The organism is Microcoleus sp. B3-A4, assembly GCF_036705385.1.
GTDB lineage: Bacteria > Cyanobacteriota > Cyanobacteriia > Cyanobacteriales > Microcoleaceae > Microcoleus.
The window spans coordinates 1-25,291 of sequence record NZ_JAUBUI010000031.1; the positions used below are offsets into that span (position 1 = coordinate 1).

Below are 25,291 nucleotides of genomic sequence, written 5' to 3' on the forward strand. Positions count from 1 at the left end.
TTTTGGCTGGCATACATTATAACTAATGAGCGCTTATTCTATATTTATATTATACAATCTAGCTGCGTATCAGCTTAGGAGGCTTGCGTTCCCAATTGGGAAAACTTGATATGCGATCGCCCAAAACCCCCGCTCTCGCAACGCCACCCCACAGCAGTACCGCCAAAACCAGACAAAAACCCCAAATTACCTTCATACCACATTACATTCAAACAACTAACCTTCTGTCTCTCTTTCTCTTCTTTATCTCTTCTCTGCGTTCTCTGCGCCCTCTGCGGTTCATTAATTCAAAAATTGGACAACAAATCAGTTAAACCTCATATTTTATACCATTTTCATAAACAGGCAAGATGTGTGTTGCACAAAAATAAATGTTCTGCTTGTGGGGAGTAGGGGTTGGGCATCCGGCCCGCCCCCAATATGCAATTCAAAGGTGGAAAAGGCTATTTTTTAAAGCGCATCAACAGGTGCTGGTTCCCAAACCTCCCCGTATTTTTCCTTCAATTCGTGCCAATTTTCCACCTGTCCTGGTTCGTATTCCCCGGGCTTTCCCCACTGCAAAAACGCGCTCAAAGCAGCCTCATTTTGTTCGTCCAGAAAACGGATAGCATAAGTAGTAAAATTGCCTCTTTTCGCCTCGCCAGTTTCAAACTTCACCTGTTTGATTTTGTCCATGTTCAGGTGAAACTCAAATATTTCGGCGTGCATATTGGCATACTTACCCTTCGGCAACTCCGCATAAAACAGCTTGTGAATTGAACCGCGCACTTCCAGCACAGCCGCGCTGCTAGTCACGATTAAACGCAGCGTTCCCAATTGTTCGCAAGCTTCCAAGAATTCTTTCAGAGTCGCAGTCATATCAATTTTGGATTGTGGATGGTGGATTTGGGATTAAATCGATAAGAAGAAAATGGTAGTTGGGAATTAGGAAAAGGAATTAGAGAAAAAAGGATAATTCTTCCTTCTTTCTTCTCTCATAGATAACTAGAGCCTTCCTTCTCTCGTAGATAACTAAAGCCTTCCTTATTCCTTCTTCCTTCATGTTTCGTGCAGTTCGTAAGCAGCGACAATCCGCTGCACTAGCGGATGTCGTACCACATCCGCCTGAGAAAATTCACAGAAAGCAATGCCCTCAACGTTACGCAGAATATTTTGGGCAACTGACAATCCCGACTGTTGGTTGGGCGGCAAATCTGTTTGAGTGATATCACCCGTTACGACCATTCTCGATCGAAAGCCCAGACGAGTCAACACCATTTTCATCTGAGCTGGCGTCGTATTTTGAGCTTCGTCCAAAATGACGAAAGCATTGCTGAGAGTGCGCCCGCGCATATAAGCTAAAGGAGCTACTTCGATCAAGCCTCTTTCCATTAAATCGGCCATTTTTTCAGGGTCGATCATTTCTTGCAGGGCGTCGTAAAGCGGGCGCAAATATGGATCGACTTTTTGCTGCAAATCTCCCGGCAAAAACCCTAATTTTTCGCCAGCTTCGACGGCTGGTCTTGTTAAAATTAGCCGTTCGTATTGCTTGCTTAACAGCGCTTGCACGGCGAAAATAGCTGCTAGAAATGTTTTGCCAGTACCAGCGGGGCCAATGCAAAATGTCAGGTCATGCGTGCGTACTGCTTGGACGTATTGCCGCTGCTTGAAGGTTTTGGCTCTAATTTCTTCGCCGCGGCGGGTTCTGGCGAGAACGTCTCGCTGCAAGTCTTGTAAATCGCCTTGGCGGTTGGTATCCAAAGCTTGGCGCGCCGTCTGGATTTCAACTCCGGTAATATTTTTGCCGGATTTCCAATAGTCGGAGAGCGATCGCACTAATTTATGACACAATTCTACTTGACTTTTTGTGCCGGAAATCAGCAGTTCTTGCCCTCGCATTACCAGGGTAGCACCGGTTTGTTTAGAGATCATTTTCAGGTTTTCTTCTTGATTACCGGCCAGCGACATTGCGCTTTGAGCGCTCGGTAACTCTATGGTTAGTTTTTCATTCATGCCAACATAAGCTCCTCCAAATAAGCAATTAAAACTTAACAAATCAACGTTAAACCAGTCACTATTTGCGAACAAAAAGACGCCCGTTACTAGGTAAAACCTAGTATCTAAGGCGTCTTTTATATTTAGCTCCCAAATGAGTTTGGTGCTTGAGGCACAAATCAAATCTCCCTTCTATTAAGTCAGGCAATTTTAGATTTTAGATTTGAAATTTTAGATTTTAGATTAACCTGATGCCGCTGACATTTGAAATTTAAAATTTTACATTTGTTTCCGATCGCTAAACCGGCAATTTCAAACCAAACGGGGCTTGTAATACAAAGTCTACAACAGGCCATCTAAAATCTAAAATTTTTTCTGGGCTATGCAGTTAGTTAATAACCGGGAGTATTTCTGCTCGTTCTAAACGTAGGTGTGTTAGTACGGCGAGGTTGTTCTCTCGGAGTTCTGCTAGCTAAGGGACTCGGCGAGGGAGGAGGCGTCCGGGGTCGGAAGTCGCCTCGCGGCTCCCGCGAGCCACGATCTGGGCGGTCGCGATCTGGGCGGTCGCGATCTGGGCGGTCGCGATCTGGGCGATCGCGATCGCCCCTGGGCGGGCCAGATCCGCGATCGCCCGCTTCACCATCGTATATATCTAAGTAGAGGGACTGACCCGCCGTCTGCGCCACCGCTTCGAGCGTAGTTCTAATTGCCTGAATATTGCGTCCGCCCCTACCGTAAACCCGGCCTTTGTCGGGATCTTCAAAAGCAAGCCTAACCCAGACCCGCGATTGGCGGGGGTGCAGTTCGCAATCAACCCGCAAAGAGCCTGGGGTCTCTAAAAAAGGCCCTATTAAAAACTTAACCAGTCCAGCATAGTTGGGACTAGCTGGCTGTTGCTGTGCTGGATTCAACGTTGGCTCCGGCTCCGACTTGTTCAAATACATGGGCTTTTCTCAGGATGTCACGCACGGTGTCAGTTGGCTGAGCGCCTTCTTGCAGGCGCTTGACAATCGCTGGAACATCCAGCCTGGTTTCATTATTTCTGGGGTTGTAATAGCCGAGCTCTTCTAGGGGACGGCCGTCGCGGCGAGTAGAACTGTTCATCGCTACAATCCGGTAGCTTGTCTCGCGTTTTTTCCCGTATCTCTTCAATCGCAGTTTGATCATCTTCTTGCACAATAGTCTTGTTCCAATTCTAAGCTATTTTGTCAGCGCTCCTTCCCCGAACCCCAACTCAACCCGTATTTCTTAACCTCCGACCAAAATATCGCTACGATTTGCTGCCCCCAAGGCAGGTCTGGCGCCGTCAATGTGCGGTGTAATTGCTAGTGGCAAAATCGATGCTGTTCCCCACTGCTGCACCAATTTTTGCAAAAATATATCCTGCTGCGCTCTCAAAGAGTCCCAATCGGTGCCGCGATTAATAATTGCAAACCAAACTAAACCCCGATCGCGCGTGGGTATGGCTCCAGCCAAAGCAATCACCGTGTCCAAAGTACCAGTTTTCACCACAGCCGATGGCGGAATGTGTCGGTGTTCCAAAGTTCCTCGATCGCGCCCGGACACCGGAAACAAGTCAGCAATAGTCAGCCCAGTAGTCTGAAGGTTGCGCCCGATCGCCTGCATCATCCCACAAGCCGCCCTCGGAGACATCTGATTTTCCACTCCCAATCCCGAACCGTTAACTAATTGAAGTTCCTCCTCCGGCACCCCCGCAGCCCAAGTCGCTTGCTGCTGCACTATCTTTGCCCCGCCCAAATCGTCGGCCAGCATCTGAGCTATTTCATTATCGCTGTGGACGTTCATCTGCTTGAGAATTTCGGCTAAAGGAAGCGATCGGCGTTTCAGCAGCAAATGCCCCGAACTCACAAATTTCTCAGCAATGACGCTGCCGGCAACAGTTACTTGCGGCTTTCTAGTTCCCGGAGCCATCTTAGAATACATTGCCACCACATCCTGTGGCCAACTGCTCCCGTCGAGGGCTTGCCGCAATATGTCCCCTGCCACCAAAGGATCGGACTGGTAATTCATGCGGAAATTGCCTGTCACCACCAAATTCCCCGCCACGCGCTCGATCCCCATTTGATTGAGAGCATTGCCAACGGCGATCGCCTCCTCCCACACAAACAGCGGATCGCCCCCGCCGCTGACCACCAAATCTCCCTGCAACACACCATTGCTAATCGGCCCCGTTGCTCGGAACCGCGTTTCAAACTGATAATCCGGGCCCCAAGTCTCCAGGGACGCCAGAGAAGTAGCAATCTTAGTCAGCGAAGCCCCAGGCATCAGCGTCTTGCCCTGCTGACTTACCAGTGGCACCATTCCCGCTTGCACCCAAATTCCCTGATTCCCATCAATCAGGTTCTTCTCTTTCAACTCTTTTAAATATTCCCGCACCGTCGCTTCTGCTGGCAAGTCTGGATTTGCCGCATCTATTCCTCCAAAAGCCAAATCTTCGGCCACCACTAACCCGGGTATCCCTCCCCGCCAAGCCAGCACTGACGCAGCATTAGGCCCGACACTGCGTACCCCAGCCATGTCCAGCCACAGAGACACGATCCCTGAGCTAAATAAATCCAGCATTTTTTACTCCTAAAGTCATGTAAACTATTGCATTGATTTTTTCAATTTGCAGTCAAAAATAGTAAAGTAGTGACAAAACAAGTTCTATCAGAGTAGTCGGAAATGAGAATTGTCCGATCGCCGTTGCGAGCGGATTTTAGTTCTTTATTCAGACTTCTGGATTCACGCTCCTGACTTCCTGGTAGAATTTTTAGTGTTTCTCAAACATTGGTCAATGGGATCGACACGCGCAAGAATTGCAATAGACGCTATGGGCGGGGATCATGCCCCCGCCGAAGTTGTAGCTGGAGCGCTTAAGGCACAAGAAGAATTAGGCGTAGAGATTTTGCTCGTGGGCGACCCGCAGCAAATAGAAGACTCGCTCCGGCAACAAGACGCGATCGGCCGCGTCTCTACAGGTCAGCTAGAAATCGTTCCTTCTGAAGGAGCGGTGGAAATGCACGAAGAACCTTTGAGTGCCCTCAAACGCAAGCCCAACGCTTCGATTAACGTAGCGATGAACTTGGTAAAGCAGCAGCAAGCTGATGCTGTGGTGTCCGCCGGTCACTCCGGCGCGGCAATGGCTGCTGCCCTGCTGAGGTTGGGCCGGCTCCCCGGAATCGATCGCCCTGCGATCGGTGCGGTTTTACCGACAATGGTACCGGGCAGCTCTGTACTCATTCTCGATGTCGGCGCTAATGTGGACTGCCGCCCCAAATTTTTGGAGCAGTTCGCTCTTATGGGAACTATTTACAGCCAGTGCGTGCTGGGCGTCGCCGAACCTAAAATCGGCCTGCTCAACATTGGCGAAGAACCTTCTAAAGGCAACGACGCAGCCGTGCGAACCCACCAGTTATTGGTGGACAATCCGAACATTCCTTTTGTGGGCAATGCCGAAGGCCGCGACGTGCTGTCGGGGAAATTCGACGTGATTGTCTGCGACGGATTTGTCGGCAACGTGTTGTTGAAGTTTGCCGAAGCGGTGGGCGAAGTCGTCGTGCAAGTGCTGAAGGAAGAATTAGTCAAAGGACTCCAACATCAAATTAACGATCCTCTGCTGCAAAAAAGCTTGCAAGGATTTAAGCAGCGGGTAGACCACGTTGAACACGGCGGCGGTTTGCTATTGGGCGTTGCTGGAGTTTGCATTATCAGCCACGGTTCGTCTCAAGCTGGCTCGATTTTTAATGCCATTCGTTTGGCGAAGGAGGCTATTGACAACCAAGTGCTGGAGCGAATTCGATCGTCCAATCACCAAAGCGCTATGGAACAAGAAGCTGTGAATTAGAGGCAGTAAGTAGGAATTAAAAATTAAAAATGTAAAATTAAAAATGTCAGCTTAAACCAACTGTTTTGCTTAAAAAAAGTAATTTCAGCAGTTTAAAAAATAATTTTAATTAGTAGTTTTTAATTTTTAATTTCTCGATCGAACAGCGAGTAAATGGAGAGGAATGTTGCAGCAATCAGGGTTCGGCATTGCCGTCACGGGTAGCGGTTCTTGTACACCGCAGGTTTCGCTGGATAATAACGGTTTGAGTCAGATAGTAGAAACTTCTGACGAGTGGATTGGGGCGCGGACGGGCATTCGCTCCCGCAGGCTGGCAGACGATCGCACTTCTTTGTGCGATTTAGCCTCGGAGGCATCGCTTCAGGCGATCGCAATGGCAGGAATTTCGCCGACAGATATCGATTTGATTATTTTGGCCACCTCAACTCCTGACGATTTGTTTGGCACTGCCAGTAAAATTCAATATCAGTTGGGCGCGACAAAAGCAGTGGCTTTTGATTTGACAGCAGCTTGTTCGGGCTTTGTTTTTGGTTTAGTTACAGCCTCGCAGTTCATTCGGACAGGGGTTTATCAAAATGTTTTGCTGATCGGAGCCGATATTTTATCTCGGTGGGTGAATTGGTCGGATCGGGGTACTTGCATTCTCTTTGGAGACGGTGCAGGTGCTGTGGTATTACAAGCTTCAGAAGTCGATTCCTTATTGGGATTTGAAATTCGCAGCGACGGCACGCAAAATTCGTCTCTCAATTTGGCTTACAAAGCCGAGTCAAAAGAATTAATTGAGGGCGTCAGCGTCGCAGTTGGCGGATTTCATCCCATCACAATGAACGGTCAAGAAATCTATCGCTTTGCCGTAAAAAAAGTGCCGGAAGTCATAGAAAAAGCTATGTTTCGGGCTAATATTAACGCTGCAGAAATTGAGTGGCTGCTGTTGCACCAAGCCAATCAGCGGATTCTCGATGCAGTTGCCCAAAGGCTAAAGATTCCCCCCGAAAAAGTAATCAGCAATTTGGCAAAGTACGGCAATACCTCAGCGGCTTCAATTCCCATTGCCTTAGACGAAGCCGTGCGTCTGGGTAAAGTTAAACCGGGCGATACTATTGCTGCGGCTGGTTTCGGTGCAGGTTTGACTTGGGGGGCGGCGATTTTTAAATGGGGAAGGTAATCTTTGGCGGCCGGCTGTAAACTTGCTCCGGTTATTGTCGGGAATTCGATCGAGTAAAATACAAATCCTTTAACACGCAATACATAGGGCAAGGTTCGCAGCGCTGCACCACCCGGAAAACAGTTATTGAGAAGCGCGTGCTGAAAGGAAAAATCCTCTATTCTTCGATCGACTTTCCCCGGCTTGAAGGTTGAAAATTGTGCTACGCCTATTAATCACATTCAAGTAGCAAAAAAAAATAAACCTGGTAAAAATCGCAGTTAGATGTTATAATTATGAGTCGCGAGTAGATAGTTCGTTAACCGAAAGATAGCGGATACAAGCGAGCGAACTTAAAAGCGGGAAAGAAAGAATTTTTGCAATCACCAATTAGCAACCACCAATTAGCAGATTACCGGAAAAATGACTAAAACAGCATGGGTATTTCCCGGACAAGGTTCCCAGGCGATCGGGATGGGTGCAGACTTATTAAACTTGCCAACAGCCAAAGCCAAATTTGAGCTCGCTAAAGAAATTTTAGGTTGGTCTGTCTCGGAAGTTTGCCAAAAAGAAGAAGCAAAACTATCTCGGACTCTCTACACTCAGCCTTGCTTGTTCGTAGTAGAAAGTATTTTGACCGACTTAATGCGAGAAAAAAGCGATCGGCCAGCGGTAGTCGCCGGTCACAGTTTAGGAGAATACGTTGCCCTCTACGCAGCAGGCGTCTTTGACTTTGAAACCGGATTGCGCTTAGTCAAACGCCGCGCCGAACTCATGGACACTGCCTCCGGCGGTCAAATGGTGGCTTTGATCGGGTTCGACAGGCAGGAACTAGAACTGCAAATTCAATACAGCCGAGACGTAGTGCTGGCAAACGACAATAGCGAAGCACAAGTCGTGATTTCTGGAACGCCCGCAGCAGTAGAAGATTTGCTTGCCAAAATCAAAGTCAAACGCGCCGTTAAATTGAATGTTTCTGGCGCGTTTCACTCTCCCCTGATGGCCGGGGTGGCGGCAGAGTTTCAACTAGCGTTAAAGTCTGCAAGGTTTTCCGACGCTAAAATGCTGGTGCTCTCGAACGCAGAACCGTCAGCCACTACCAGCGCAGCCACTTTAAAGCAGCGGTTGACTCAGCAGATGACCAAAGGCGTGCGGTGGCGAGAAATTTCTCTGCAATTGCCACAACAAGGAATCGATCGCGTAGTGGAAATTGGCCCCGGCAAAGTTCTGACAGGTTTGATCAAACGGACTTGTCCGGATTTAGCGCTGGTAAATGTTAGCAGTTTTGCAGATTTGCCCGCTTAATCTATTTTTAACCTGTGATGAAATCCCAGGCCGTAAAATTGAGACTTAACAGGCCTGAAGATTGCCCAAAAACAAATAGCACAACAGGCAAATCCGAATATTGCCTGTTGTGCAAATTGGGGATAGACGATCCAGACAGTTAGAAAATATTAATCAAAAATCTAGAAATCGATCGACCTGAGGGGGCGATCGACAAATCCTGATGTAAACTAGGCGTAAAAACCAAGCTTATCTGGTATTTATATGAAAAAAGTCCTTTACTGGTTGATGGGCGACAAGGCAGGCAGAACCATAGTAGGTGCCTGGAATTGGATGTGGGGACTGCCCGTAGAATCCGGCGGCCAGGTGTCGGTGGCGGTAGCCGAAGAGTCGCTGCGATCGATGCAAGAATCCGTGCAAAAGCTAGCAGCAGCAGTCTCCACCCAAGTTGCAGCCTACCAGCGCGCCAAAACGAAATATGAAGAAAAAGTTAGAGAAATGCAAACCGTAGAGCGCCAAGCCATCACAGCCCAGCGCAACGGCAACGAAGAAGCAGCCCGCTTGGCAATGTCGAAAGTAATTCAGACAGAACAAATTCTGCCGCAGTTAGAAGCTCAAGTAAAACAAGCCGAACAGTACGTCAAGGCTTCCAAAGACAAGCTAAATCGAGAGCGGATGAAGCTGGAAGCCTACAAAACTGATATGCAAAATATGAAAGATATGGCTGAGATTAACGAAGCCCTCCGATCCATATCCAAAGTCAACAACGACCTCAGTATCGATTCAGCTCGATCGCAATTTGAGCAAGCCAAAAACGCCGTCCACGGCCGGAACCTCGAACAGCAAGCTTTAGCAGAACTATCTGAAAACCCGCAAGAAAGACTTCAGGCCGAATTAGAAAATATGACCTTAGACGATGAAGTTAATCGCAGGCTAAAAATGTTAGACGGCTCCAACAACAAAGAACTTCCCAGCTAAGGAGAATTTTATGGCTAAGAGCGGGCCTCCCCCCATAGTTTTTATCCTGTTATTTCTCTTGCTAGCCGGTGGTGGCTGGTTCTTTTTTCTGAACAAACCAGCAGCACAGGATGCTAATAATACACCCACTCCCACACCATCAGGCGGTGGTGGAGCCAATCTGCCTCCTCTCGCGCCAGTAGTCGGCGGTGCTTCGCCTGTTGCAGCTACTTCTTTTTCGCTTCCAGCTTCCGTAGCTGCGGGTACGACCGTGAGAATTGACGGTTCTACCAGCATGGTGACAATCAATCAGAACCTCAAGAACGGCTTTCAAGGCAAGTTTTCCGGCACGACAGTCGATACCAAAGCGAATGGTTCTGAAAAAGGAATTCAGGATTTGGCGGGGGGAACAGCCGATATTGCAGCGGTATCGCGACCTTTGACGGCTCAAGAACAAGGTCAGGGTTTAGCAGCGGTGCCTGTTGCCCTAGATACGATCGCTCTTGTAGTCGGCATTAACAACCCGTTTAAAGGAGGTTTAACCTCGGCTCAAGTTCAAGATATCTTCAAGGGAAATGCTCAAGACTGGTCGAAAGTCGGCGGCCCGGCGGGCCCGATTAAAGTGATAAATCGACCCGAAGTTAGCGGCACTCACCAAACGTTTAAAGAACAAGTGCTCTCGGGCGCTAATTTTGGCACGGGGCCCAATATCACTAAGCTCGATCGAGATGCGACAACTCCCCTGCTGCAAGCTTTAGGCAACAACGGCATTGGCTATGCGACTTTCGCTCAAGTAGCCAATCAGAAAACTGTGCGCGTTGTTCCGGTCAACGGTGCGACGCCGGATGCTGGTAACTATCCTTACAAGCGGCAGTTGTACTACGCTTACAAAAATCCTCCTAGCCAAGCAGTTAAGGATTTCTTGGGCTACGCGACTTCTTCGGAAGGACAGAAAGCCATGCTGGCTGGAAATTGAGCCTTTGCAGAGTTTTGACATTCAGGAATTCGCCAGAATAAATTCTGGCGCTACACAAGCAAATAGTCCGCCAGAATAAATTCTGGCGCTACACAAGCAAAGTGCGCCTGCGCGGACTACATTCTTCAGTCCGCGCAGGCGGACTTCGTTTGACAAGCAGCGGCTTCAACCGCCGAATAATCTCAAACGGACTCGATCTGATAGGCTAATATGCGATGTAATTTAAAATCTAAGGTTTTTCTGTGAGCAAAAGTCGCGAACCGGTCGAAAGTTTACTTCTCTACTATTTATTCAAATGGTCAATTGTCAGCCCGATGCTGCACCTGTACTTTCGAGGCCGCATCTACGGTGCAGAAAATGTTCCAGCAGAAGGGCCGGTGGTAGTTGTCAGCAATCACGCCAGCGATTTTGATCCGCCGATTTTGTCGAATTGCATGAGGCGACCTGTCGCATTTATGGCAAAGGAAGAGTTATTTAAAGTTCCTATTTTGAAGCAAGCAATTACGCTTTACGGTGCTTATCCAGTGAAGCGGGAAAGTGCCGATCGCAGTGCAATTCGATCGGCTATCCACTCTTTGGAAAATGGCTGGGCGACGGGTGTATTTTTGCAGGGAACTCGCACGCCAGATGGCAGAATTACTGAACCGAAATTAGGTGCTGCGCTAATAGCTGCTAAGGCTAAAGCGCCGCTGTTACCTGTTAGTTTGTGGGGAACTCACGCGATTTCGTCGAAAGGTTCGGGAATGCCGCGTCCGGTGCCGCTGACGGTGCGAATTGGCAAGCTAATTGAAGCGCCCGGTTCGTCGGATCGCGAGGAGTTGCAAGCGCTGACTCAAAGATGTGCGATCGAGATTAATGCGATGCACGATTTGGGGCGCTAATTTTATAACTTTTGTTGCTGTTTTTCAGGTTATATCTACAGATAGATGAATGCTGAAGATAAACATCGAAAAATATCAATATAAGTGATTGAAAACAAGCGCAATAATTAGGCTTGAATTTGAGTTTAATTGGACAGGAGATAAGAAGAAAGATATGGTAACAAGCAATCAAACCCGCGCGTTGGGATTATTTTCTAACCGCGAAGATGCCGAGCAAGCTCTGACAGAATTGAAATCTTCCGGGTTTCCAATGGATAAAGTTTCGGTTGTTGCTAGGGAGGCAGGCGAGTCTGTAGGCGAGACTGAAACGATCGCTCAGGTGGGCGATAAAAATCTAGACACAGGAGCAGGAGTGGTAGCAGACACTCTGACAAATAGTGCTTTAACCACCGTGCTAGTGGGTCTGGGAAGTTTAGCTATTCCCGGAATCGGGCCGATAATTGCAGCGGGTACTTTGGGCGCCTCACTGGTGGCTAGCGTAGCAAGCACTGGCGTCGCGGCTGCGGCTTTCGGTGGAGTGGTGAAGGCCTTGACTGACTTGGGAATTCCCGAAGAAACAGCTAGAACTTACACGGATCGCCTGCGGGCGGGAGATTATTTGGTGGTAGTAGATGGCGCTGAGGATGATATTAGTCGGGCTCAAGGGGTTTTCAGCAGTCGGGGCATTCAAAATTGGGGCGTTTTTTAAACAGGAATTGTGTACCAGCTCTATCTGTAGGGCGATGTACACCCCACCCTTTGTGCTCACAACCAGCTCACATTTAGTACCCGACTTTTGTGTGAAAATTAGCGCATAGATCCCCCCTAACTTAAAAAGGGGGGAACCGGAAATGCTCTTTTGTCCCCCGGGAAGGGCATTGAGATTAGGCTAAAACCACGCTCTAGAGGTGGTTTTAGTCTTAAATTTACATTCATTCATTGCCCACCCCCTCCCTACAAGTCAATTATTGATTGTTATCGCTCATCTTTTGATGCTGAGGCGGTGACATAAGCGACAGCTAAAGGCGAAATTTTTTCTGTAACTGCTGCGATAACTTGGCGATCGAAGTCAGTCCAAACTCTGGGGCGATCGAACATACAAGGCTGCAAAACCCCCCACAATAAGCCGTCAGCACAAAGGTGAGCGTGAATCAAAGCTCGATGTCCGAACTCTTTTGCCTCAAAATTTTTGTTGACAACTTCAGGATTTGCTGTTTCAACATCCTCAACAAAAATCGACGGTTCAGTTCGTAAAGCTGCTGCAAACAAAGGGTCTTCTTCCCCTAAAGATTCTGGTTCTTTTTTCCATTCCGCGTCCCAAACCTCGGGATAGTTTGAGTTGCGACGCCAGCAGTAAGGTACTCTGCCCCTTTGCGTTTCAGGATGGCGGAGGTAGAGGAAGACGCGATCGCAATTTAATACCTCGCCTAAAGCCGGCACCAAAGCCGAAAAAACAGCATCCGGTGTTTTGGTGTCACTCAAAATTTTATCCAGAAGTTGCGGCAGAATTTGCTCGGTCATTAACTTTGGCTCTTAAAGTTCTTATACTGATTTTAAACTACTCGTTCTCTTGTGTTACGCATTTATCATCAGCATTTTCCCCGTCCCTTAAATAGCTATAGAAGACAAGTTTTAAAACCTGAGCGAATGGCAAAAAATTAACAATTGCTCCATGCTTTCCTGTGTTTATTCAATTCGGGCTTGGCTGAAGTCAGCACCCGTATAACCGGTTGTCAGCCAAAGAATAGCCCTAGCGCCGTCGCGAACAGCTTTTTCCACCGGTTCGGGGGTTCGCCCAGACGGAACTGCCACCGGCTTAAAGCTAATGCCTCGACTGCCGAGCACGATTTCGCCGATAATCTGAGCTCGCCGCATATGATCGTCAGAAGTGATCAGATACACGCTCTCAATCCCTTGAGCTTTCAATTCATCTACCAGGGTGGTAAAATTTGTTACCGTATCCACCGCTCTGTAGTCTAAGTGCAGGCGATCGGACTCAATTCCCGCTTCTGAAAAGACCCATTCCGCGAACTCCGGATTGCTCCCAGACGACACCCAAATCGGCAATTCAGGATGAGTCCGAGCAAATTTGGCGGCAAACACCTCTCGCTCCGTAGCCCCACCTAGAACTAACAAAGCTTGGGGTCTCTGAAATTCGCTCTTAACCTCCTGATAGCCAAACCAACACGCCATCAAAAGCCCTACTACGAACCAAAAACTGCGTGAAGTGTTCAAACGCTTGTAACGCTGAGTGTTTGAATTGATTCTTAACCACATCTAAACCTATAAAAATTTTATGTAACTCACAAAAAAACCATAACAAAAAATACCGCACGTATAGCCCACTAACAGGAATTAAAAATTAAAAATTAAAAAAGGGTCGGGGGATCATAGATTTTAGATTTTAGATTTTAGATTTTAGATTTTAGATTGACTCTACGCTTGTGGGGGAGCTTAAACAGGTGATTTTAGATTTTAGATTTCAGATTTTATAGCAACCGCTTGGCGGTTGCTATAGTTGTCTGGCAGCCAATTCCTTAGCGGATATGCAAAAAAGAGGGGTAAAACTTAGCCTTATCCCTCCTGCTTTTAATTTTTCTTGATTTTTAACGGGACTGGCCGGGTTCGAACCGGCGACCTAGCGCTTCAGATTTGTGTGAGTTTCCCCACTCTCTGGACTATACCTTCACCATATGCTTGCAGCTTTTAGGTGGTGACCGTCTAGTCTCTAAACCTTCCTGATTTCAATATAGGCGATTGTTTAATCGCCCTGAACTCAGGCTTGGCTTGGTATTGCCTTAGAGTCATAGGAACCCATGAACTCTTTAGGTTTCACCAAATTTGACCACATTCACTCCTAGAGTTTCCTCGCAGGGTGCCCGATTCTTCAGGAGGCGCTTGCTCTATCCATCTGAGCCACAGCCCCAGTTGCGGAACCGTTTTGATTATAGCAGTTAATGTCGATTTTGATTTTTTTATTGTGGAGGATTACCGATCGCCAGTTGCCAGTTTCGCAGCGATGCGGGCAAAGTTTTCTGCTGCAGTGAGTTTACCAGCACCGTAACAGGCGCGCTGTCTCCATGCGGTGACGGGGAGATGTCCGGGGGGAGCATCTTCGTTGAAGGAGAGCTCGCTGTAATATTTCCAATTTTCCTTGACTCGCCAGCCGACGCGATCGCAAAATTCAGTATAATTTGCCTCGGTACTTTCCCAAATCTGCTGCTGCACGCTCAACCCGAACCGCCCGCTGCTGTATTGTTGCCAAAGTTGGTCGATCGTGCGAAGGTCTGTAGGAGGAAAACTGTCAATATCGGCTGCACTCAGCCAGCCTTCGTCTTCCCTGACAGCGATTTTCAGCAAGATTTCCCAAGTGTGTTCATCAGCTTTGCGCCATTTTCCGGTTTCTAATAGCTTTGTCAGTTGGCGGTAGTCCATCCCCACTTCGGAGATAGCCGGAGTTGAGTCAGGTATGGCGCCGATTTTGTCTTCCAGTCGCAGTAGAGTGCTGACAATCAATTCGGGGTTTAGTTGTTCGAGGCGGTACAGAACCCATTCTAACTGAGATTGAATGTATGTGCGGGCGATCGCCCCTTCCTGAAATTCACTCTGCAACTGCTCAAATTTAGCTGACCAATTTTGTTGATTGCGGGTCAATTCCCACATTTGTTTTGCCCACTGCAATCTAACTTGTTCTTTTTTTAAATAAGTTTTGGAAGGCTTAGCACGTTGCGGGTAGGGAGTCAAATCCCAACCGCAAATCGAGCAAAACTCTGCTTTTTCTTCTATGTATTCAGCACCGCACACTGGACAGTTAGACATATTGCCATAAATTCGGTTGCCAAGTAATTACATGACATCGGGATAAATTAACCATAATTCGATTAGGTACGCACTTTGCCGCCTACAATTACAGTTTATCTGTAGTAATGTGCGCTTTTCGCGCCCCAAAGTTAGAGTTAATTATACCCCTCTAACAAGGCAAGCGAATAGTAAACAAACTGCCTTTGCCCAAATCTGATTTTACCTCGATCGTGCCGCGGTGAGCTTCGACTATTTGGCGGCACAGGTGTAGTCCCAAACCTGTGCTGGATTTCTTGTGAGTTCCCGAGCTAAACCTTTCAAATAACTTTGCTTGTTCGGTGGGAGAAATGCCGGCGCCGGTGTCTTTGATTTCTATGATTACCCATGCCAGCGGTTGGTTTTTGAAGCTCGTATAAGCAGGTGAATTGGCAGCTTTTAAGCTGACATCTATTGAGCCATTGTCGGTGAATTTAATCGCATTTCCGATGAGATTTGTCAGCAAGCGGTGCAACTCCAGACGATCGCCCGGATACTTCGCAATCGGTGCACTTTCTGCACTTTCTGTCAAGTCTAAATTTATCGACACACCTTTAGCATCCGCTAGGGGAGCTAGTTCTTCAGCTACTTCTGTAATAAGCTGGCGCAAGTCCACTGGAGCGAAACTTAGGGATTTGCGGCCTGCTTCGTAGCGGTAGACTTCCAGCAGCATATTTACCATCGCGATCAGGTTTTTGTTGCTGCGAACCATCGTCCCGAAAGCGTCGCGCATGGGAAGCGAAATTTCTCCCAAAGCTCCCTGCTGCATTAAAGTTAACATTCGATCGGCTGCTACGAGGGGCGTCCGCAAGTCGTGAGCGAGTCGGGAGACAAAATCTTCGCGCTGGAGGGCGATCGAATTGCGCTCGTCTACGCTGTGTTTAAGCCGCAGGAGCGATCGTACCCTCGCCAGCAGTTCATCCATTTCGACTGGTTTGCGGATAAAATCGTCTGCTCCCATGTCCAATCCCTGCACTACGCTGGCACTGTCGTGAGCAGTGATCAGCAAAATCGGCATAAAGGGCAATTCCTTATTTTCTCGGATTCGTTTAGTGACTTCGTAACCGTCCATTCCCGGCATCATCACGTCTAGCAGTACCAAATCCGGGGCTGACTTGTCAATTTGACTCAAGGCAGAAAAGCCGTTTTCTGCCGTGCTAATTTCGTAACCTTCTTCTTCTAGGATTGTTTGAACCAACAAAACATTATCTGGTGCGTCGTCTACCACCAGAATCCGATCGGCTTTTGTGGCATTCGGAACAGATAAATAACTCATTTAATTGCTAGCCTGGAAATAAATACTAAACTTTAATATGGCATCCGATTTATGTTTTCACATTTTTACACTTGTTAACTCTGTCATAAGGAAGATTTCACCCCTTTACCAAATCTTTTTACTTTTGAGCACTCGGATGTAATATAATTTACTACTTGGTTGTCATCGTATGCACGCCGTCCCAATCATCGGGCGGGGGTACTTCCAAATAGCTCAGGGATCGGTCGAGGTGAACTTCCACAGGTCGATCGCTGGGTCGCATTGCTAAAGCTGCTTCAAAATAACTAATAGCTTTCTGAAAATTTCTAGCAATATAAGCATCCCTACCGTTACTGTAAAGTTCCAAAAACCGAAGGGTTTCCCCATCAATGGGTTCAGAACTATTTTGCAGCAACTCGTAAATACCCACTGGCTGATTTTGGCCCTTAACCCGCACCTTGTCTAACTCTCGCACCCAAATCCCTTCGCGGCACAAACTGTATGTAAATTCGCTCAAAATTATATCGCAACCGTACTCCTTCGTAAGCTGTTCCAATCGCGAACTCAAATTTACCGCATCCCCGATTACCGTGTAATCCATCCGCTTTTGGGAACCAATATTTCCCGAAACCACCTCTCCGGAACTAATCCCAATGCCGAAGCGAAACGGAACTTCGCCGGGGCGAGAATCATTAAACTCTTTCAAACGCCGGCGCATATCTAAAGCCGACTGAACCGCCATCCAACCGTGACTTTCCGGGGGATTCAGCGGCAGGGGCGCGCCGAACACCGCCATTAAAGCATCGCCGATAAACTTGTCTAAAGTGCCTTCGTAGTGGAAAACCGCCTCCACCATCGTCTCAAAATATTCGTTTAGCAGGGATACCACCTGGGACGCTCCCAGATTTTCCGTCAGCGTGGTGTAGCCGCGAATGTCGGAAAATAAAATAGTCACTTCTTTGCGTTCGCCCACCATCATGGCGCCTTCACCCAAGGCCATCACTTTATCTACGACCCCAGGAGTCAGGTAGCGGTACATCGTATTTTTCATCCGCTTTTCGCGGCTGATGTCTTCGAGTACCACTAAACCGCCGCGCACGCCACCCTCTGGATTGATCAGCGGGTTGACAGTCAAATTCAAACTACGTTCAATTACTTTAATTCTAGAGGCGGGGATGGGCAGCGGACAATAAGGGTGATACAGGGCAGAATTTCGCAGCGCAAATAGAGATTGGGCATTAGCTAATTCTGCCAGCGCTACTTCCTCAGTCCACGCGCTGTTTTCGCCCCAAGCGTAATATAAATTCGGATCGGCGCGATCGGGCACGGCCAAAATATAACTTTCTTCTTCTTCTTTTTGTTGGGAATTTAACGTTTTTTCGACCAACAGTCCCACAGTTAAACTTTGTTCGGGAACGTAATGTCTGGCAGCATTTCTGAGACTGTCTTCTAGTCGAAATTGCAAATTGTCGATCGGCACAACTTCCCAAACATAGCGATTCACCAGTTTATCTTCCCAAATCTGGGGATTGTGTTTGCTTTTAGCTTGATTGACCGGACAGCCCAACAATTCTAAGGCTGCTTCGTTGATCGTCACAACTCGCCCCTTCAAATCCGTGGAAATCACTGCATCAGAAAGACTTTGCAGCATATCTTTCTGATACTGTTTTTCCACCATCACGTTCTGAAACAGTTGAGAATTTTGCAACGCCATTCCCGCTTGGGAATTAAACGCTCGCAAAAACTCTTCGTCGGAAGGGGTGAAAGTACCTTGGTTCTTATTAATTAGCTGAGTCACCCCGATAAGCTCACCTTTAGCGTTGTGCACCGGCATACACAAGACAGTCCGAGTGCGGTATCCCGTTTGCTGGTCTGTAGAGGGGTCAAAGCGGGGATCGTCGTAAGCATCTGTAATATTCAGAGGTTGACCGGTCGAAGCCACGTAGCCAGCAATTCCCTTATTAGCAGCAATGCGGAGATCTACCATCGTTTTGCCGTCAGCCTTGGCGACTTTTGTCCAGAGTTCGTTAGTTTCCCGATTTAACAAAAATAGCGTGCTGCGATCGGCTTGCATCAAGTCGCGAGCTTGATCCATGACAGAGCGCAAAGTTGTTTCCAAGTCAAGACTTTGACCCAAAGTGGTGGTGGCTCTCAAAAGTGCAGCAACCCCTCGCTGGTTGCGGGCCACGACGTAGAAAGACTGACAGCTTTCGAGAATAATCCCGATCGAATCTGCAAAAGCCTGGAACTGCTGTTCGTCTTCTTCGCTAAAAGGGACATTGCCAGCTTTATTTAAGAGTCTGACCACCGCTACGGGTTCGTGTTGGCTCTTGCTGCTAAAAATTGGCATACAGAGCATGGTCTCGATCTGGTAGCCCGGTGGTTCGTCTACTTCGGAATTAAAATGCTCGTGCGATCGAGCTTCGGCGACATTGATCGATTTTCCGGTTGTTGCTACGTAGCCTAAAATGCCTGCATCCATAGGCAAACGAACTTCTAAATGTTCGCCAAGCGGATCGACTGTTTTGTGCCACAGTTGTTTTTTGTTGCAGTCAACCAAAAAAATTGTTGTCCGGTCTGCTTGCAGAATTTGACCAATTTTGACAGTGAAGGCATCTAAAAGTTGCTCTAAGAGACTTTCGAGTGCTTCATTGTTAATCAGGTCCATCGCCCGGATAAATTGCTGAAATTCAGCCGTGATAAAGTCGAGCAGGCACACTAATTCAGGAACTGGCAGGCTCTTAACGCGGGAGGTCAATGCCCCCATAAAATTGACTTGAGTCAGTGTAGCCAGAACGCTACCAGTATTGGAGAATGTCATGATTAACTGCTTGCTCAGAGGGGTAAACTGACTGCAGGTTGAGCGGCGCTAGATTCGGCGGCAGTGCAAACTCTTGAATTTGTTTGCAAGCGCATCGGCACTCGCTTGTCGCTTTATCGTGAGTTCAAAAGTGTCGCACGCAACTTCAGTTTGCTTGTTATGTATGCTCGATCGATCTTTTTTACAACCTCGATACTGATGAGGGTTCGTCAATTCAAGCTGAACTTGAGTTCGCAAAACTGAAGGCCTGAAAATTAGGTGACAGGCTTTAGTTCGATCGAGAGTGCAGTGTGGATTTGACGCTCTGTGCTCGGCCCCAGCGCGCGGTGTGACTGTTTTAGCGCACTCGGCGACCGTATCCGGTCAGGTAAAGGGCGCTATGAAAGCAGCGCGCAAGGCATTCCTACAGAGCTTACTCATAGTTTAATGGTAAACGCAACAGCAGGATAACGACGGTAATTTATGGATCAAAAAAGTTCGATCGGTCTTTGAAAACATCCCTGCTCACTACCAACTGACGATCGAACAGCGAAGCTAAGCTGGCGGTGATGTTTAAAGGTGCTACAGATCCTGACATTTAGGCCGCTCTGGGCATGGACTCGGCAAATACCACTGATTGATAGTAGCGCTGCAGTTGTGCAGCGGCGGCGGCCCAACCCCAGCGTTCGGCTTCTCGGCGAGCGTTGTGGCGCAGGGTTTCCCGTTCTTCGGGATTGGCAAACAGACGCTTGGTGGCGGCGAGTGCTCCTTCTTCGTCGGCGGGATCAAATAAATATCCGTTAACGCCGTCGGTGACGATATCGGGAATTCCGCCGCTGCGCGCCGCGACTACGGGCGTTCCCGCAGCCATTGCTTCTAGGAGCACTAAGCCCAGGGTTTCGGTGCGGGAGGGAAAAATGAAGGCGTCGGCCGATGCGTAAGCTGTTGCGAGTTCTTGCCCCTTGAGGTAGCCGACAAAATTGGTTTGTGTACCGGCAAAATATTGTTCCAGGGTTTGCCGGTGCGGGCCGTCTCCCACTAAGGCGAGGCGGGCGTCGGGAATCGCTGCGAGGACTGGTTTGATGCGTTCGATTTCTTTTTCTGCACCGAGGCGGCCGACGTACAGCAGCAGGGGACTGTCTGGGTTATTTTGAGAAAGGCGCGATCGCATTTCTGGACTTGCCAATTCCGGGACAAACATTTCAGTATCTACGCCCCGCTGCCACAAATCTACTCGCTCAATGCCGTGGGTTCTCAATTCCTCCACCATTGCTGTGGAAGTACAGAGATTCAATTCTGCTTGGTTGTGCGCTCCTTTGAGCAGTTCCCACAATAAAGGTTCGAGGACTCCGAAACCGTAGTGGTGCAAGTATTTGGGCAAATGCGTGTGGTAAGAAGCCAAAATCGGAATGTTGAATTTTTTGCCGTAATATATACCCCCCAATCCCAAAATTGCGGGATTGACAACGTGAATAATATCCGGTTTAAACTGCTCTAATTGGCGACCGACAGCCGGAGAAGGAAGTGCCATTTTCAGTTCCGGGTACATCGGCAAAGGCAAACCCTCCACACCGTAAACTCGGGCGCCTTTGTATTCTTTAATCCCGTAATCTGGAGAAAATATCAGAACTTGTTCGCCCGCCCGCTGCAAGTGATCTACAGTGTGAATCAGGCGCGTCACAATGCCGTCTATTTTCGGCAGAAATGTTTCAGTGAACAGAGCAATTTTCATAAAAATAAGTTACTTAGGGAGCCGATAATCATAGCCTGCGGCCAAGGTCATCGGTAACAGGATACACTGTCTCGCGGGGAGCTAAGTCATGGCGTGCGATCGGCTGCTTTTCTACACTTCTTCTTTCTCTTTCACTACCGCTAATTTCGAGCCAGAGGTTTTTGGAATAAGATGCAAATTCCCGGAATGCCAATTGATAAAATTCTCCCACCTAAAAGCCATCCCCCACTTTCGGCAAAGCAATTAATTCTGTGAATTTCCTGTGCTGTTCTGGCAATTTATAATATTGCTGTTTCAGTGGCAGATTGGGCTTCCCTAACTCGCTCGGCGCTAATGTTGATAACTCGCCGTTACTGCAACCCCTTCGGCTATTAAATAATAAGCACAAACTGCACTCGCTGACAATCCAGGCAGAACCACCAAAAGCAACAGAACGAGAATTTGACTTTTCACGGCTTTCTTCCCAAAAAGCCAGCATTAAAAACCTTATGCCATTTTGCAACTAAGCGCAGAGGACGCAGAGAACACAGAGCAAAAGATCAAAAAGATAGATATGAAAAAATTAATCTAAAAAGAAATCCCTGCTGAACTTGCAAATATTTCTCCTCTCTTCCCTTCTTTTCTTTTACTTCGCGCCCTTCGCGCCTTCGCGGTTCGTTAAAAAATCTCTTACCCCGCAGGTAGATACCAGAACTTACTTCCAAGAAACCTTCGGCAAAATCTGGTTTTTATCGACACGGTGCTGATATTTTGTAGCAAAATTCAGCAGAGAATCGAGCAGGGAATCTGAGAGATAGTGCGGTTGTAAACCGAGGTCTAGCAAATTGGTGTTTTTGGCATTGAAATAATGTTCTTCTTTCTCGACTCTGGGATTTTCGATGTTGTTGATTTCTACTTTTAATCCCATTGCCATGCCTGCTTTTTGCACCAAGGAGGCTAAGTCGCCGACGCTGAATTGTTCGGTGAATTGGTTGAAGACGCGGAATTGTCCGGCTTCGGCGGGGTTGGCGATCGCCAATTCCACGCACCGCACGGTATCCCGAATGTCTAAGAAGCTGCGGGTTTGTCCGCCAGTTCCGTAAACTGTCAGAGGATGACCGATCGCAGCTTGGATGCAAAATCTGTTCAATGCTGTACCGAATACTCCGTCGTAGTCCAAACGGTTGATCAACAGTTCGTCCATGCCGGTTTCATCTGTGAGCACGCCGTAGACTACGCCCTGATTTAAGTCGGTGGCTCTTAAACCCCAGATTTTGCAAGCAAAATGGATGTTGTGGGAGTCGTGGACTTTTGACAGGTGGTAGAAACTGCCTGGTTGTTTGGGATAGGGTAGTGTATCCTTGCGGCCGTTGTGTTCGATCGTGATGTAGCCTTCTTCAATGTCAATATTCGGGGTGCCGTATTCGCCCATTGTCCCCAATTTCACTAGGTGACACTCGGGGAAGTCTTCGCGGATGGCGTACAGCAGGTTGAGTGTCCCGACAACGTTATTGACTTGGGTGAGGACTGCGTGTTCGCGATCGATCATCGAGAAAGGTGCCGAACGCTGTTCGCCGAAATGGACGATCGCCTCTGGTGCAAATTTTCTCATGCTTTTGCTGAGAAAATCGTAGTTGGTGATGTCACCGACGAACAAGTCGATCGACTTGTTCGTTAAATCTTGCCATCGCTGGAGTCGTTGCTGAATCGGTGCGATGGGAGTGAGGGTGTCGCTGCACAGTTCCAGATCCCAGTGCCGCCGCACGAAGCTGTCGAGGATGCCAACTTCGTAACCCTTGTTAGAAAGGTAGAGTGCGGTTGCCCAACCGCAATAGCCATCGCCACCAATAACCAGGACTTTCATAAATCAACGGTGAATCTTGCTTGCCAATACTGGGTTAATGTACCAGGTAATGGTACATTCTGAACCTTTAATCAAGCGTGTTTGCCCAGGAAGGAGTCTGTTTTTTTAGATTAAACCTGAATTTCGTCGGCGAAACTGGCCCGGCGGGTGAATTCAAAGGGGCCGGCCTGGGCTCCCCAGACGTGAGCGTCGGTTTCTGGGTCACGTCCGCGATCGTGGCTAATAAATTTGTCTTGGTCTATCTCGAATTCGCTGTCTAAATAGGTTTTTTTGCCCTTTCTGACCACCATGCAGCCTTTTCCGGGTTCGACAGACCCTTTGAAGCTGTGCCCCGTCCACTGCGTAATAAAGCTACAGCCCGGGAGAAGTGTCAGTTGTGCTTTTTTGATTTCTTGCAGCCGTTGCGGGTCGCGGGCAGCGCCGTAGAATTGTTCTTCGTTTTCTATGGCATAATTTTCGATGTCTATTCGATCGTCCACCGGGACTAATTTCAAAACTCGGACTCGGTACGGTACGTGCAGTTCAATATCGTAAGCTTGTTCTAGGTACAAGCTGATCCCATCCAGAACTTCGACCGGCAAAGGCCTCATGCAGACGCGGATGTGGGCGAAGAATGGCGGGTTTTCAAAGGCTTGGGCTTGGTTGCTGAAATCGGCGGCCATCCAGCGGGCGAGGGTGACGATATCGGTGGAATGAGTCATTTCGATTTTAGATGTTGGATTTTAGATTTTAGATTGGCGGTCTAGTAAAAGTTATTTTAGGGGAAATAAGGCGCGATCGCACTTGAGATCCCTGACTTCTTAAATAAGTCGGGAATCTGGGTATTCTGTTTTTTCCAGGGGGGCTTAATTATCGGGAAATCATGAAATTACAAGCAGTTGAATCTAGCATGATCGAAGCTGTGGGTTATGACGAAACTACGTCTACCCTGGAGGTTGTTTTCAATAGTGGCAAAACCTATCGATACTTTGAAGTTCCTAAGACTGTCTACTTGGAAGTGATGGAATCAGATTCTAAAGGTAGTTATATGCTATCTGACGTGATTGATTGTTTTCCCTATGAACAACTAAAGAAACGGCGACGATAAGTACGGAATTAATCTATGCTTGCGATATTTCTCATTTTCAATGCGAATAAACCTCAGATTTAGCGTTATTCTCAAGGTATTGCTGATAAGCTGCCTCTAATTAATCATTTTCTTCATCTTCTAGAGCATTTTGAAATCGAGCGATTTTAGATTTTAGCTTTTAGATTTTAGATTGAAGCATTAACCAAATTACTTTGGATTTAATATTAAATTAGCCAAGGGTAGCATCCAGTTCTATGAAACAAAGTATTTGCGCGGTCAATCCACAGATTAAATCAGAGATTTTTGGCGCAAATACTTCGCCCCATTGATGCTTTTGCCAGAGATTAAATACTCTGGTTCAGACATCTAAATTAGCAAATTAGATGAGTTTGACAGCCCGCAGACCAAACATCAGCACTGTTGCTAAGCCGATCATGCCGCCAAAAATCCCAAAATAAGTTATTGCTCCGCTAAGAGTCATTGCAATTTCTCCAAAACAATCAATAAAAAGACCTATAAGAACTATAATCTAAAATCTAATATCTAAATTAGATAAATATGCAATCGATAATTAAAGTTGACTTGGGGCCACAATCTTACAATGTTTGCGTGCGATCGGGCGGCTTAGACGAACTCGGCAGTCTGATGGGCGATCTAAGTTTGGGCAAAAAAGTGCTGCTGGTGTCGAATCAGTCGATTTTTCGGCAGTACGGCGAAAGAGCAACAGCAGCCCTCGAATCGGCCGGTCTGGAAGTCAGTAGCTGCATTTTACCACCGGGAGAACAGTACAAAACTTTAAATTCGGTGCAGAAAATTTACGGTGCGGCTTTGGCAAACCGTTTAGAACGTTCCTCGACAATGGTGGCTTTGGGCGGCGGGGTGGTGGGCGATATGACGGGTTTTGCTGCGGCGACTTGGCTGCGGGGAATTAATGTCGTGCAGGTTCCGACTTCGCTGCTGGCGATGGTTGATGCTTCTATTGGCGGCAAAACGGGGGTAAATCATCCTTTAGGGAAGAATTTAATCGGGGCGTTTCACCAGCCGCGCTTGGTTTTGATTGACCCGGATGTACTCAAAACTCTGCCGGCGAGGGAGTTTCGTTCGGCGATGGCGGAAGTGATTAAGTACGGGGTGATTTGGGATGTTGAATTGTTTGAAAAGTTGGAAAAGTGCAAGCGTTTGGATCAAATGCGCTACGTGAAGGCGGATTTGTTGGCAGAAATTTTGAGCAGGTCTTGCCAAGCTAAGGCTGAGGTGGTAAGCAAAGACGAGAAGGAATCGGGTTTGCGGGCGATTTTAAATTACGGACACACAATCGGTCATGCTGTGGAAAGTTTGACCAATTACAAGGCGATCAATCACGGGGAAGGAGTGGCAATCGGCATGGCTGCGTCAAGCCGATTGGCTGTGGAGTTGGGAATGTGGGACGCTGAGTGCGATCGCCGCCAGTCTGCTTTGATTGAAAAAGCGGGTTTACCTGCCAAATTGCCGGCGGGTGTGGATATTGAGGAAATTTTGCATACATTGCAACTCGATAAAAAGGTGCAGGATGGCAAGGTGCGGTTTGTGCTGCCGGTGCGATTGGGTGAGGCGGCTGTGAGCGATCGGGTGGATGGGGATTTGATTTTACAAGTTTTGAAGGAAATGCTTTAAATGCTCGTTTTTCGGGGTTGTTTAACCGCTGCTGAACGCTGATTAACGCCGCTCGCCAAA

26 protein-coding genes are annotated in these 25,291 nt (G+C 47.8%); 9 read left to right on the forward strand and 17 right to left on the reverse strand.

The window, feature by feature from the left end; all coding sequences use genetic code 11:
* Nucleotides 1-58: 58 nt before the first annotated feature.
* The 6 genes from QUB33_RS14385 to QUB33_RS14410 all read right to left on the reverse strand — a co-directional run bounded on the left by QUB33_RS14385 (nt 59) and on the right by QUB33_RS14410 (nt 4,557).
* Nucleotides 59-196 (reverse strand): hypothetical protein, encoded by a 138-nt coding sequence (locus QUB33_RS14385; RefSeq protein ID WP_333351302.1) that lies wholly within the window; start codon nt 194-196, stop codon nt 59-61.
* Between the two features lie 254 nt (nt 197-450).
* Nucleotides 451-858, reverse strand: coding sequence for a ChuX/HutX family heme-like substrate-binding protein (locus QUB33_RS14390; RefSeq protein WP_333351303.1), 408 nt, complete (start codon nt 856-858; stop codon nt 451-453).
* Nucleotides 859-1,038: 180 nt separating this feature from the next.
* Nucleotides 1,039-1,992, reverse strand: coding sequence for a PhoH family protein (locus QUB33_RS14395; protein ID WP_006633722.1), 954 nt, complete (start codon nt 1,990-1,992; stop codon nt 1,039-1,041).
* Nucleotides 1,993-2,366: 374 nt separating this feature from the next.
* Complete coding sequence (locus QUB33_RS14400; protein WP_333351304.1) at nt 2,367-2,918, reverse strand: KH domain-containing protein; 552 nt, start codon at nt 2,916-2,918, stop codon at nt 2,367-2,369.
* The gene (rpsP, locus tag QUB33_RS14405; RefSeq protein WP_015175207.1) at nt 2,857-3,141 is read right to left on the reverse strand and encodes a 30S ribosomal protein S16; all 285 of its coding nucleotides are present in this window, start codon (nt 3,139-3,141) and stop codon (nt 2,857-2,859) included. Before rpsP ends, QUB33_RS14400 begins: the two co-directional genes overlap by 62 nt.
* 81 nt (nt 3,142-3,222) lie before the next feature.
* On the reverse strand, nt 3,223-4,557 hold the full coding sequence (locus QUB33_RS14410; RefSeq protein ID WP_333351305.1) for a D-alanyl-D-alanine carboxypeptidase: 1,335 nt from the start codon (nt 4,555-4,557) through the stop codon (nt 3,223-3,225).
* A gap of 214 nt (nt 4,558-4,771) precedes the next feature.
* On the opposite strand from QUB33_RS14410, the gene plsX reads away from it, so the two are divergent.
* The 7 genes from plsX to QUB33_RS14445 all read left to right on the forward strand — a co-directional run bounded on the left by plsX (nt 4,772) and on the right by QUB33_RS14445 (nt 11,751).
* Nucleotides 4,772-5,821, forward strand: a complete 1,050-nt coding sequence (gene plsX, locus QUB33_RS14415) for a phosphate acyltransferase PlsX (protein WP_333064876.1) — start codon at nt 4,772-4,774, stop codon at nt 5,819-5,821.
* 163 nt (nt 5,822-5,984) lie between these two features.
* Nucleotides 5,985-6,986, forward strand: coding sequence for a beta-ketoacyl-ACP synthase III (locus tag QUB33_RS14420; RefSeq protein ID WP_333351306.1), 1,002 nt, complete (start codon nt 5,985-5,987; stop codon nt 6,984-6,986).
* Between the two features lie 402 nt (nt 6,987-7,388).
* Entirely contained in the window at nt 7,389-8,270 is an 882-nt protein-coding gene (gene fabD / locus QUB33_RS14425) for an ACP S-malonyltransferase (protein WP_190733372.1), read from the forward strand.
* Nucleotides 8,271-8,513: 243 nt separating this feature from the next.
* On the forward strand, nt 8,514-9,227 hold the full coding sequence (locus tag QUB33_RS14430) for a PspA/IM30 family protein (protein WP_333351307.1): 714 nt from the start codon (nt 8,514-8,516) through the stop codon (nt 9,225-9,227).
* A 10-nt stretch (nt 9,228-9,237) separates the two neighbouring features.
* On the forward strand, nt 9,238-10,182 hold the full coding sequence (locus QUB33_RS14435) for a phosphate ABC transporter substrate-binding protein (RefSeq protein ID WP_333351308.1): 945 nt from the start codon (nt 9,238-9,240) through the stop codon (nt 10,180-10,182).
* A gap of 242 nt (nt 10,183-10,424) precedes the next feature.
* Complete coding sequence (locus QUB33_RS14440) at nt 10,425-11,063, forward strand: lysophospholipid acyltransferase family protein (RefSeq protein WP_333351309.1); 639 nt, start codon at nt 10,425-10,427, stop codon at nt 11,061-11,063.
* 154 nt (nt 11,064-11,217) lie between these two features.
* Nucleotides 11,218-11,751 (forward strand): hypothetical protein, encoded by a 534-nt coding sequence (locus QUB33_RS14445; RefSeq protein ID WP_333351310.1) that lies wholly within the window; start codon nt 11,218-11,220, stop codon nt 11,749-11,751.
* A gap of 266 nt (nt 11,752-12,017) precedes the next feature.
* Here the strand turns inward: QUB33_RS14445 and QUB33_RS14450 are convergent, their stop codons facing one another.
* From QUB33_RS14450 to QUB33_RS14495, 10 genes are all read right to left on the reverse strand, one after another.
* Nucleotides 12,018-12,563, reverse strand: coding sequence for a GAF domain-containing protein (locus tag QUB33_RS14450; protein WP_333351311.1), 546 nt, complete (start codon nt 12,561-12,563; stop codon nt 12,018-12,020).
* Nucleotides 12,564-12,728: 165 nt separating this feature from the next.
* Nucleotides 12,729-13,319: a YdcF family protein gene (locus QUB33_RS14455; protein WP_333351312.1), complete on the reverse strand. Its 591-nt coding sequence runs from the start codon at nt 13,317-13,319 to the stop codon at nt 12,729-12,731.
* A 711-nt stretch (nt 13,320-14,030) separates the two neighbouring features.
* Nucleotides 14,031-14,861 carry a GUN4 domain-containing protein gene (locus tag QUB33_RS14460; RefSeq protein ID WP_333351313.1) on the reverse strand — a complete coding sequence of 277 codons (831 nt, stop codon included), beginning with the start codon at nt 14,859-14,861 and terminating at the stop codon, nt 14,031-14,033.
* 151 nt (nt 14,862-15,012) lie between these two features.
* The gene (locus tag QUB33_RS14465; protein ID WP_333351314.1) at nt 15,013-16,155 is read right to left on the reverse strand and encodes a hybrid sensor histidine kinase/response regulator; all 1,143 of its coding nucleotides are present in this window, start codon (nt 16,153-16,155) and stop codon (nt 15,013-15,015) included.
* Between the two features lie 151 nt (nt 16,156-16,306).
* Nucleotides 16,307-18,955, reverse strand: a complete 2,649-nt coding sequence (locus QUB33_RS14470) for a GAF domain-containing protein (RefSeq protein WP_333351315.1) — start codon at nt 18,953-18,955, stop codon at nt 16,307-16,309.
* 577 nt (nt 18,956-19,532) lie between these two features.
* A complete protein-coding gene (locus tag QUB33_RS14475; RefSeq protein WP_333351316.1) occupies nt 19,533-20,666 on the reverse strand; it encodes a glycosyltransferase family 1 protein in 1,134 nt (377 codons plus the stop codon).
* A gap of 28 nt (nt 20,667-20,694) precedes the next feature.
* Complete coding sequence (locus QUB33_RS14480; protein ID WP_333351317.1) at nt 20,695-20,877, reverse strand: hypothetical protein; 183 nt, start codon at nt 20,875-20,877, stop codon at nt 20,695-20,697.
* Nucleotides 20,878-21,144, reverse strand: a complete 267-nt coding sequence (locus QUB33_RS14485) for a hypothetical protein (protein ID WP_333351318.1) — start codon at nt 21,142-21,144, stop codon at nt 20,878-20,880.
* Nucleotides 21,145-21,360: 216 nt separating this feature from the next.
* Nucleotides 21,361-22,509: an NAD-dependent epimerase/dehydratase family protein gene (locus QUB33_RS14490; protein WP_333351319.1), complete on the reverse strand. Its 1,149-nt coding sequence runs from the start codon at nt 22,507-22,509 to the stop codon at nt 21,361-21,363.
* A gap of 110 nt (nt 22,510-22,619) precedes the next feature.
* Nucleotides 22,620-23,210 (reverse strand): chromophore lyase CpcT/CpeT, encoded by a 591-nt coding sequence (locus QUB33_RS14495; RefSeq protein WP_333351320.1) that lies wholly within the window; start codon nt 23,208-23,210, stop codon nt 22,620-22,622.
* A 188-nt stretch (nt 23,211-23,398) separates the two neighbouring features.
* On the opposite strand from QUB33_RS14495, the gene QUB33_RS14500 reads away from it, so the two are divergent.
* The gene (locus QUB33_RS14500) at nt 23,399-23,596 is read left to right on the forward strand and encodes a KTSC domain-containing protein (protein ID WP_333351321.1); all 198 of its coding nucleotides are present in this window, start codon (nt 23,399-23,401) and stop codon (nt 23,594-23,596) included.
* Nucleotides 23,597-23,957: 361 nt separating this feature from the next.
* On the opposite strand, the gene petL is transcribed toward QUB33_RS14500, so the two are convergent.
* Complete coding sequence (gene petL / locus QUB33_RS14505) at nt 23,958-24,059, reverse strand: cytochrome b6-f complex subunit PetL (RefSeq protein WP_006633742.1); 102 nt, start codon at nt 24,057-24,059, stop codon at nt 23,958-23,960.
* Nucleotides 24,060-24,136: 77 nt separating this feature from the next.
* Between petL and aroB the strand changes: the two genes are divergently transcribed.
* Entirely contained in the window at nt 24,137-25,231 is a 1,095-nt protein-coding gene (gene aroB / locus QUB33_RS14510) for a 3-dehydroquinate synthase (RefSeq protein ID WP_333351322.1), read from the forward strand.
* The last annotated feature ends 60 nt before the right edge of the window (nt 25,232-25,291 follow it).

Excerpts from the sequence above, each read along its gene's own strand:
- QUB33_RS14385 (WP_333351302.1), bottom strand. The coding sequence starts at position 196 with ATGAAGGTAATTTGGGGTTTTTGTCTGGTTTTGGCGGTACTGCTGTGG.
- QUB33_RS14390 (WP_333351303.1), bottom strand. The coding sequence starts at position 858 with ATGACTGCGACTCTGAAAGAATTCTTGGAAGCTTGCGAACAATTGGGA.
- QUB33_RS14395 (WP_006633722.1), bottom strand. The coding sequence starts at position 1,992 with ATGAATGAAAAACTAACCATAGAGTTACCGAGCGCTCAAAGCGCAATG.
- QUB33_RS14400 (WP_333351304.1), bottom strand. The coding sequence starts at position 2,918 with ATGTATTTGAACAAGTCGGAGCCGGAGCCAACGTTGAATCCAGCACAG.
- rpsP (WP_015175207.1), bottom strand. The coding sequence starts at position 3,141 with ATGATCAAACTGCGATTGAAGAGATACGGGAAAAAACGCGAGACAAGC.
- QUB33_RS14410 (WP_333351305.1), bottom strand. The coding sequence starts at position 4,557 with ATGCTGGATTTATTTAGCTCAGGGATCGTGTCTCTGTGGCTGGACATG.
- plsX (WP_333064876.1), top strand. The coding sequence starts at position 4,772 with ATGGGATCGACACGCGCAAGAATTGCAATAGACGCTATGGGCGGGGAT.
- QUB33_RS14420 (WP_333351306.1), top strand. The coding sequence starts at position 5,985 with ATGTTGCAGCAATCAGGGTTCGGCATTGCCGTCACGGGTAGCGGTTCT.
- fabD (WP_190733372.1), top strand. The coding sequence starts at position 7,389 with ATGACTAAAACAGCATGGGTATTTCCCGGACAAGGTTCCCAGGCGATC.
- QUB33_RS14430 (WP_333351307.1), top strand. The coding sequence starts at position 8,514 with ATGAAAAAAGTCCTTTACTGGTTGATGGGCGACAAGGCAGGCAGAACC.
- QUB33_RS14435 (WP_333351308.1), top strand. The coding sequence starts at position 9,238 with ATGGCTAAGAGCGGGCCTCCCCCCATAGTTTTTATCCTGTTATTTCTC.
- QUB33_RS14445 (WP_333351310.1), top strand. The coding sequence starts at position 11,218 with ATGGTAACAAGCAATCAAACCCGCGCGTTGGGATTATTTTCTAACCGC.
- QUB33_RS14450 (WP_333351311.1), bottom strand. The coding sequence starts at position 12,563 with ATGACCGAGCAAATTCTGCCGCAACTTCTGGATAAAATTTTGAGTGAC.
- QUB33_RS14455 (WP_333351312.1), bottom strand. The coding sequence starts at position 13,319 with ATGTGGTTAAGAATCAATTCAAACACTCAGCGTTACAAGCGTTTGAAC.
- QUB33_RS14460 (WP_333351313.1), bottom strand. The coding sequence starts at position 14,861 with ATGTCTAACTGTCCAGTGTGCGGTGCTGAATACATAGAAGAAAAAGCA.
- QUB33_RS14465 (WP_333351314.1), bottom strand. The coding sequence starts at position 16,155 with ATGAGTTATTTATCTGTTCCGAATGCCACAAAAGCCGATCGGATTCTG.
- QUB33_RS14470 (WP_333351315.1), bottom strand. The coding sequence starts at position 18,955 with ATGACATTCTCCAATACTGGTAGCGTTCTGGCTACACTGACTCAAGTC.
- QUB33_RS14475 (WP_333351316.1), bottom strand. The coding sequence starts at position 20,666 with ATGAAAATTGCTCTGTTCACTGAAACATTTCTGCCGAAAATAGACGGC.
- QUB33_RS14485 (WP_333351318.1), bottom strand. The coding sequence starts at position 21,144 with ATGCTGGCTTTTTGGGAAGAAAGCCGTGAAAAGTCAAATTCTCGTTCT.
- QUB33_RS14490 (WP_333351319.1), bottom strand. The coding sequence starts at position 22,509 with ATGAAAGTCCTGGTTATTGGTGGCGATGGCTATTGCGGTTGGGCAACC.
- QUB33_RS14495 (WP_333351320.1), bottom strand. The coding sequence starts at position 23,210 with ATGACTCATTCCACCGATATCGTCACCCTCGCCCGCTGGATGGCCGCC.
- QUB33_RS14500 (WP_333351321.1), top strand. The coding sequence starts at position 23,399 with ATGATCGAAGCTGTGGGTTATGACGAAACTACGTCTACCCTGGAGGTT.
- petL (WP_006633742.1), bottom strand. The coding sequence starts at position 24,059 with ATGACTCTTAGCGGAGCAATAACTTATTTTGGGATTTTTGGCGGCATG.
- aroB (WP_333351322.1), top strand. The coding sequence starts at position 24,137 with ATGCAATCGATAATTAAAGTTGACTTGGGGCCACAATCTTACAATGTT.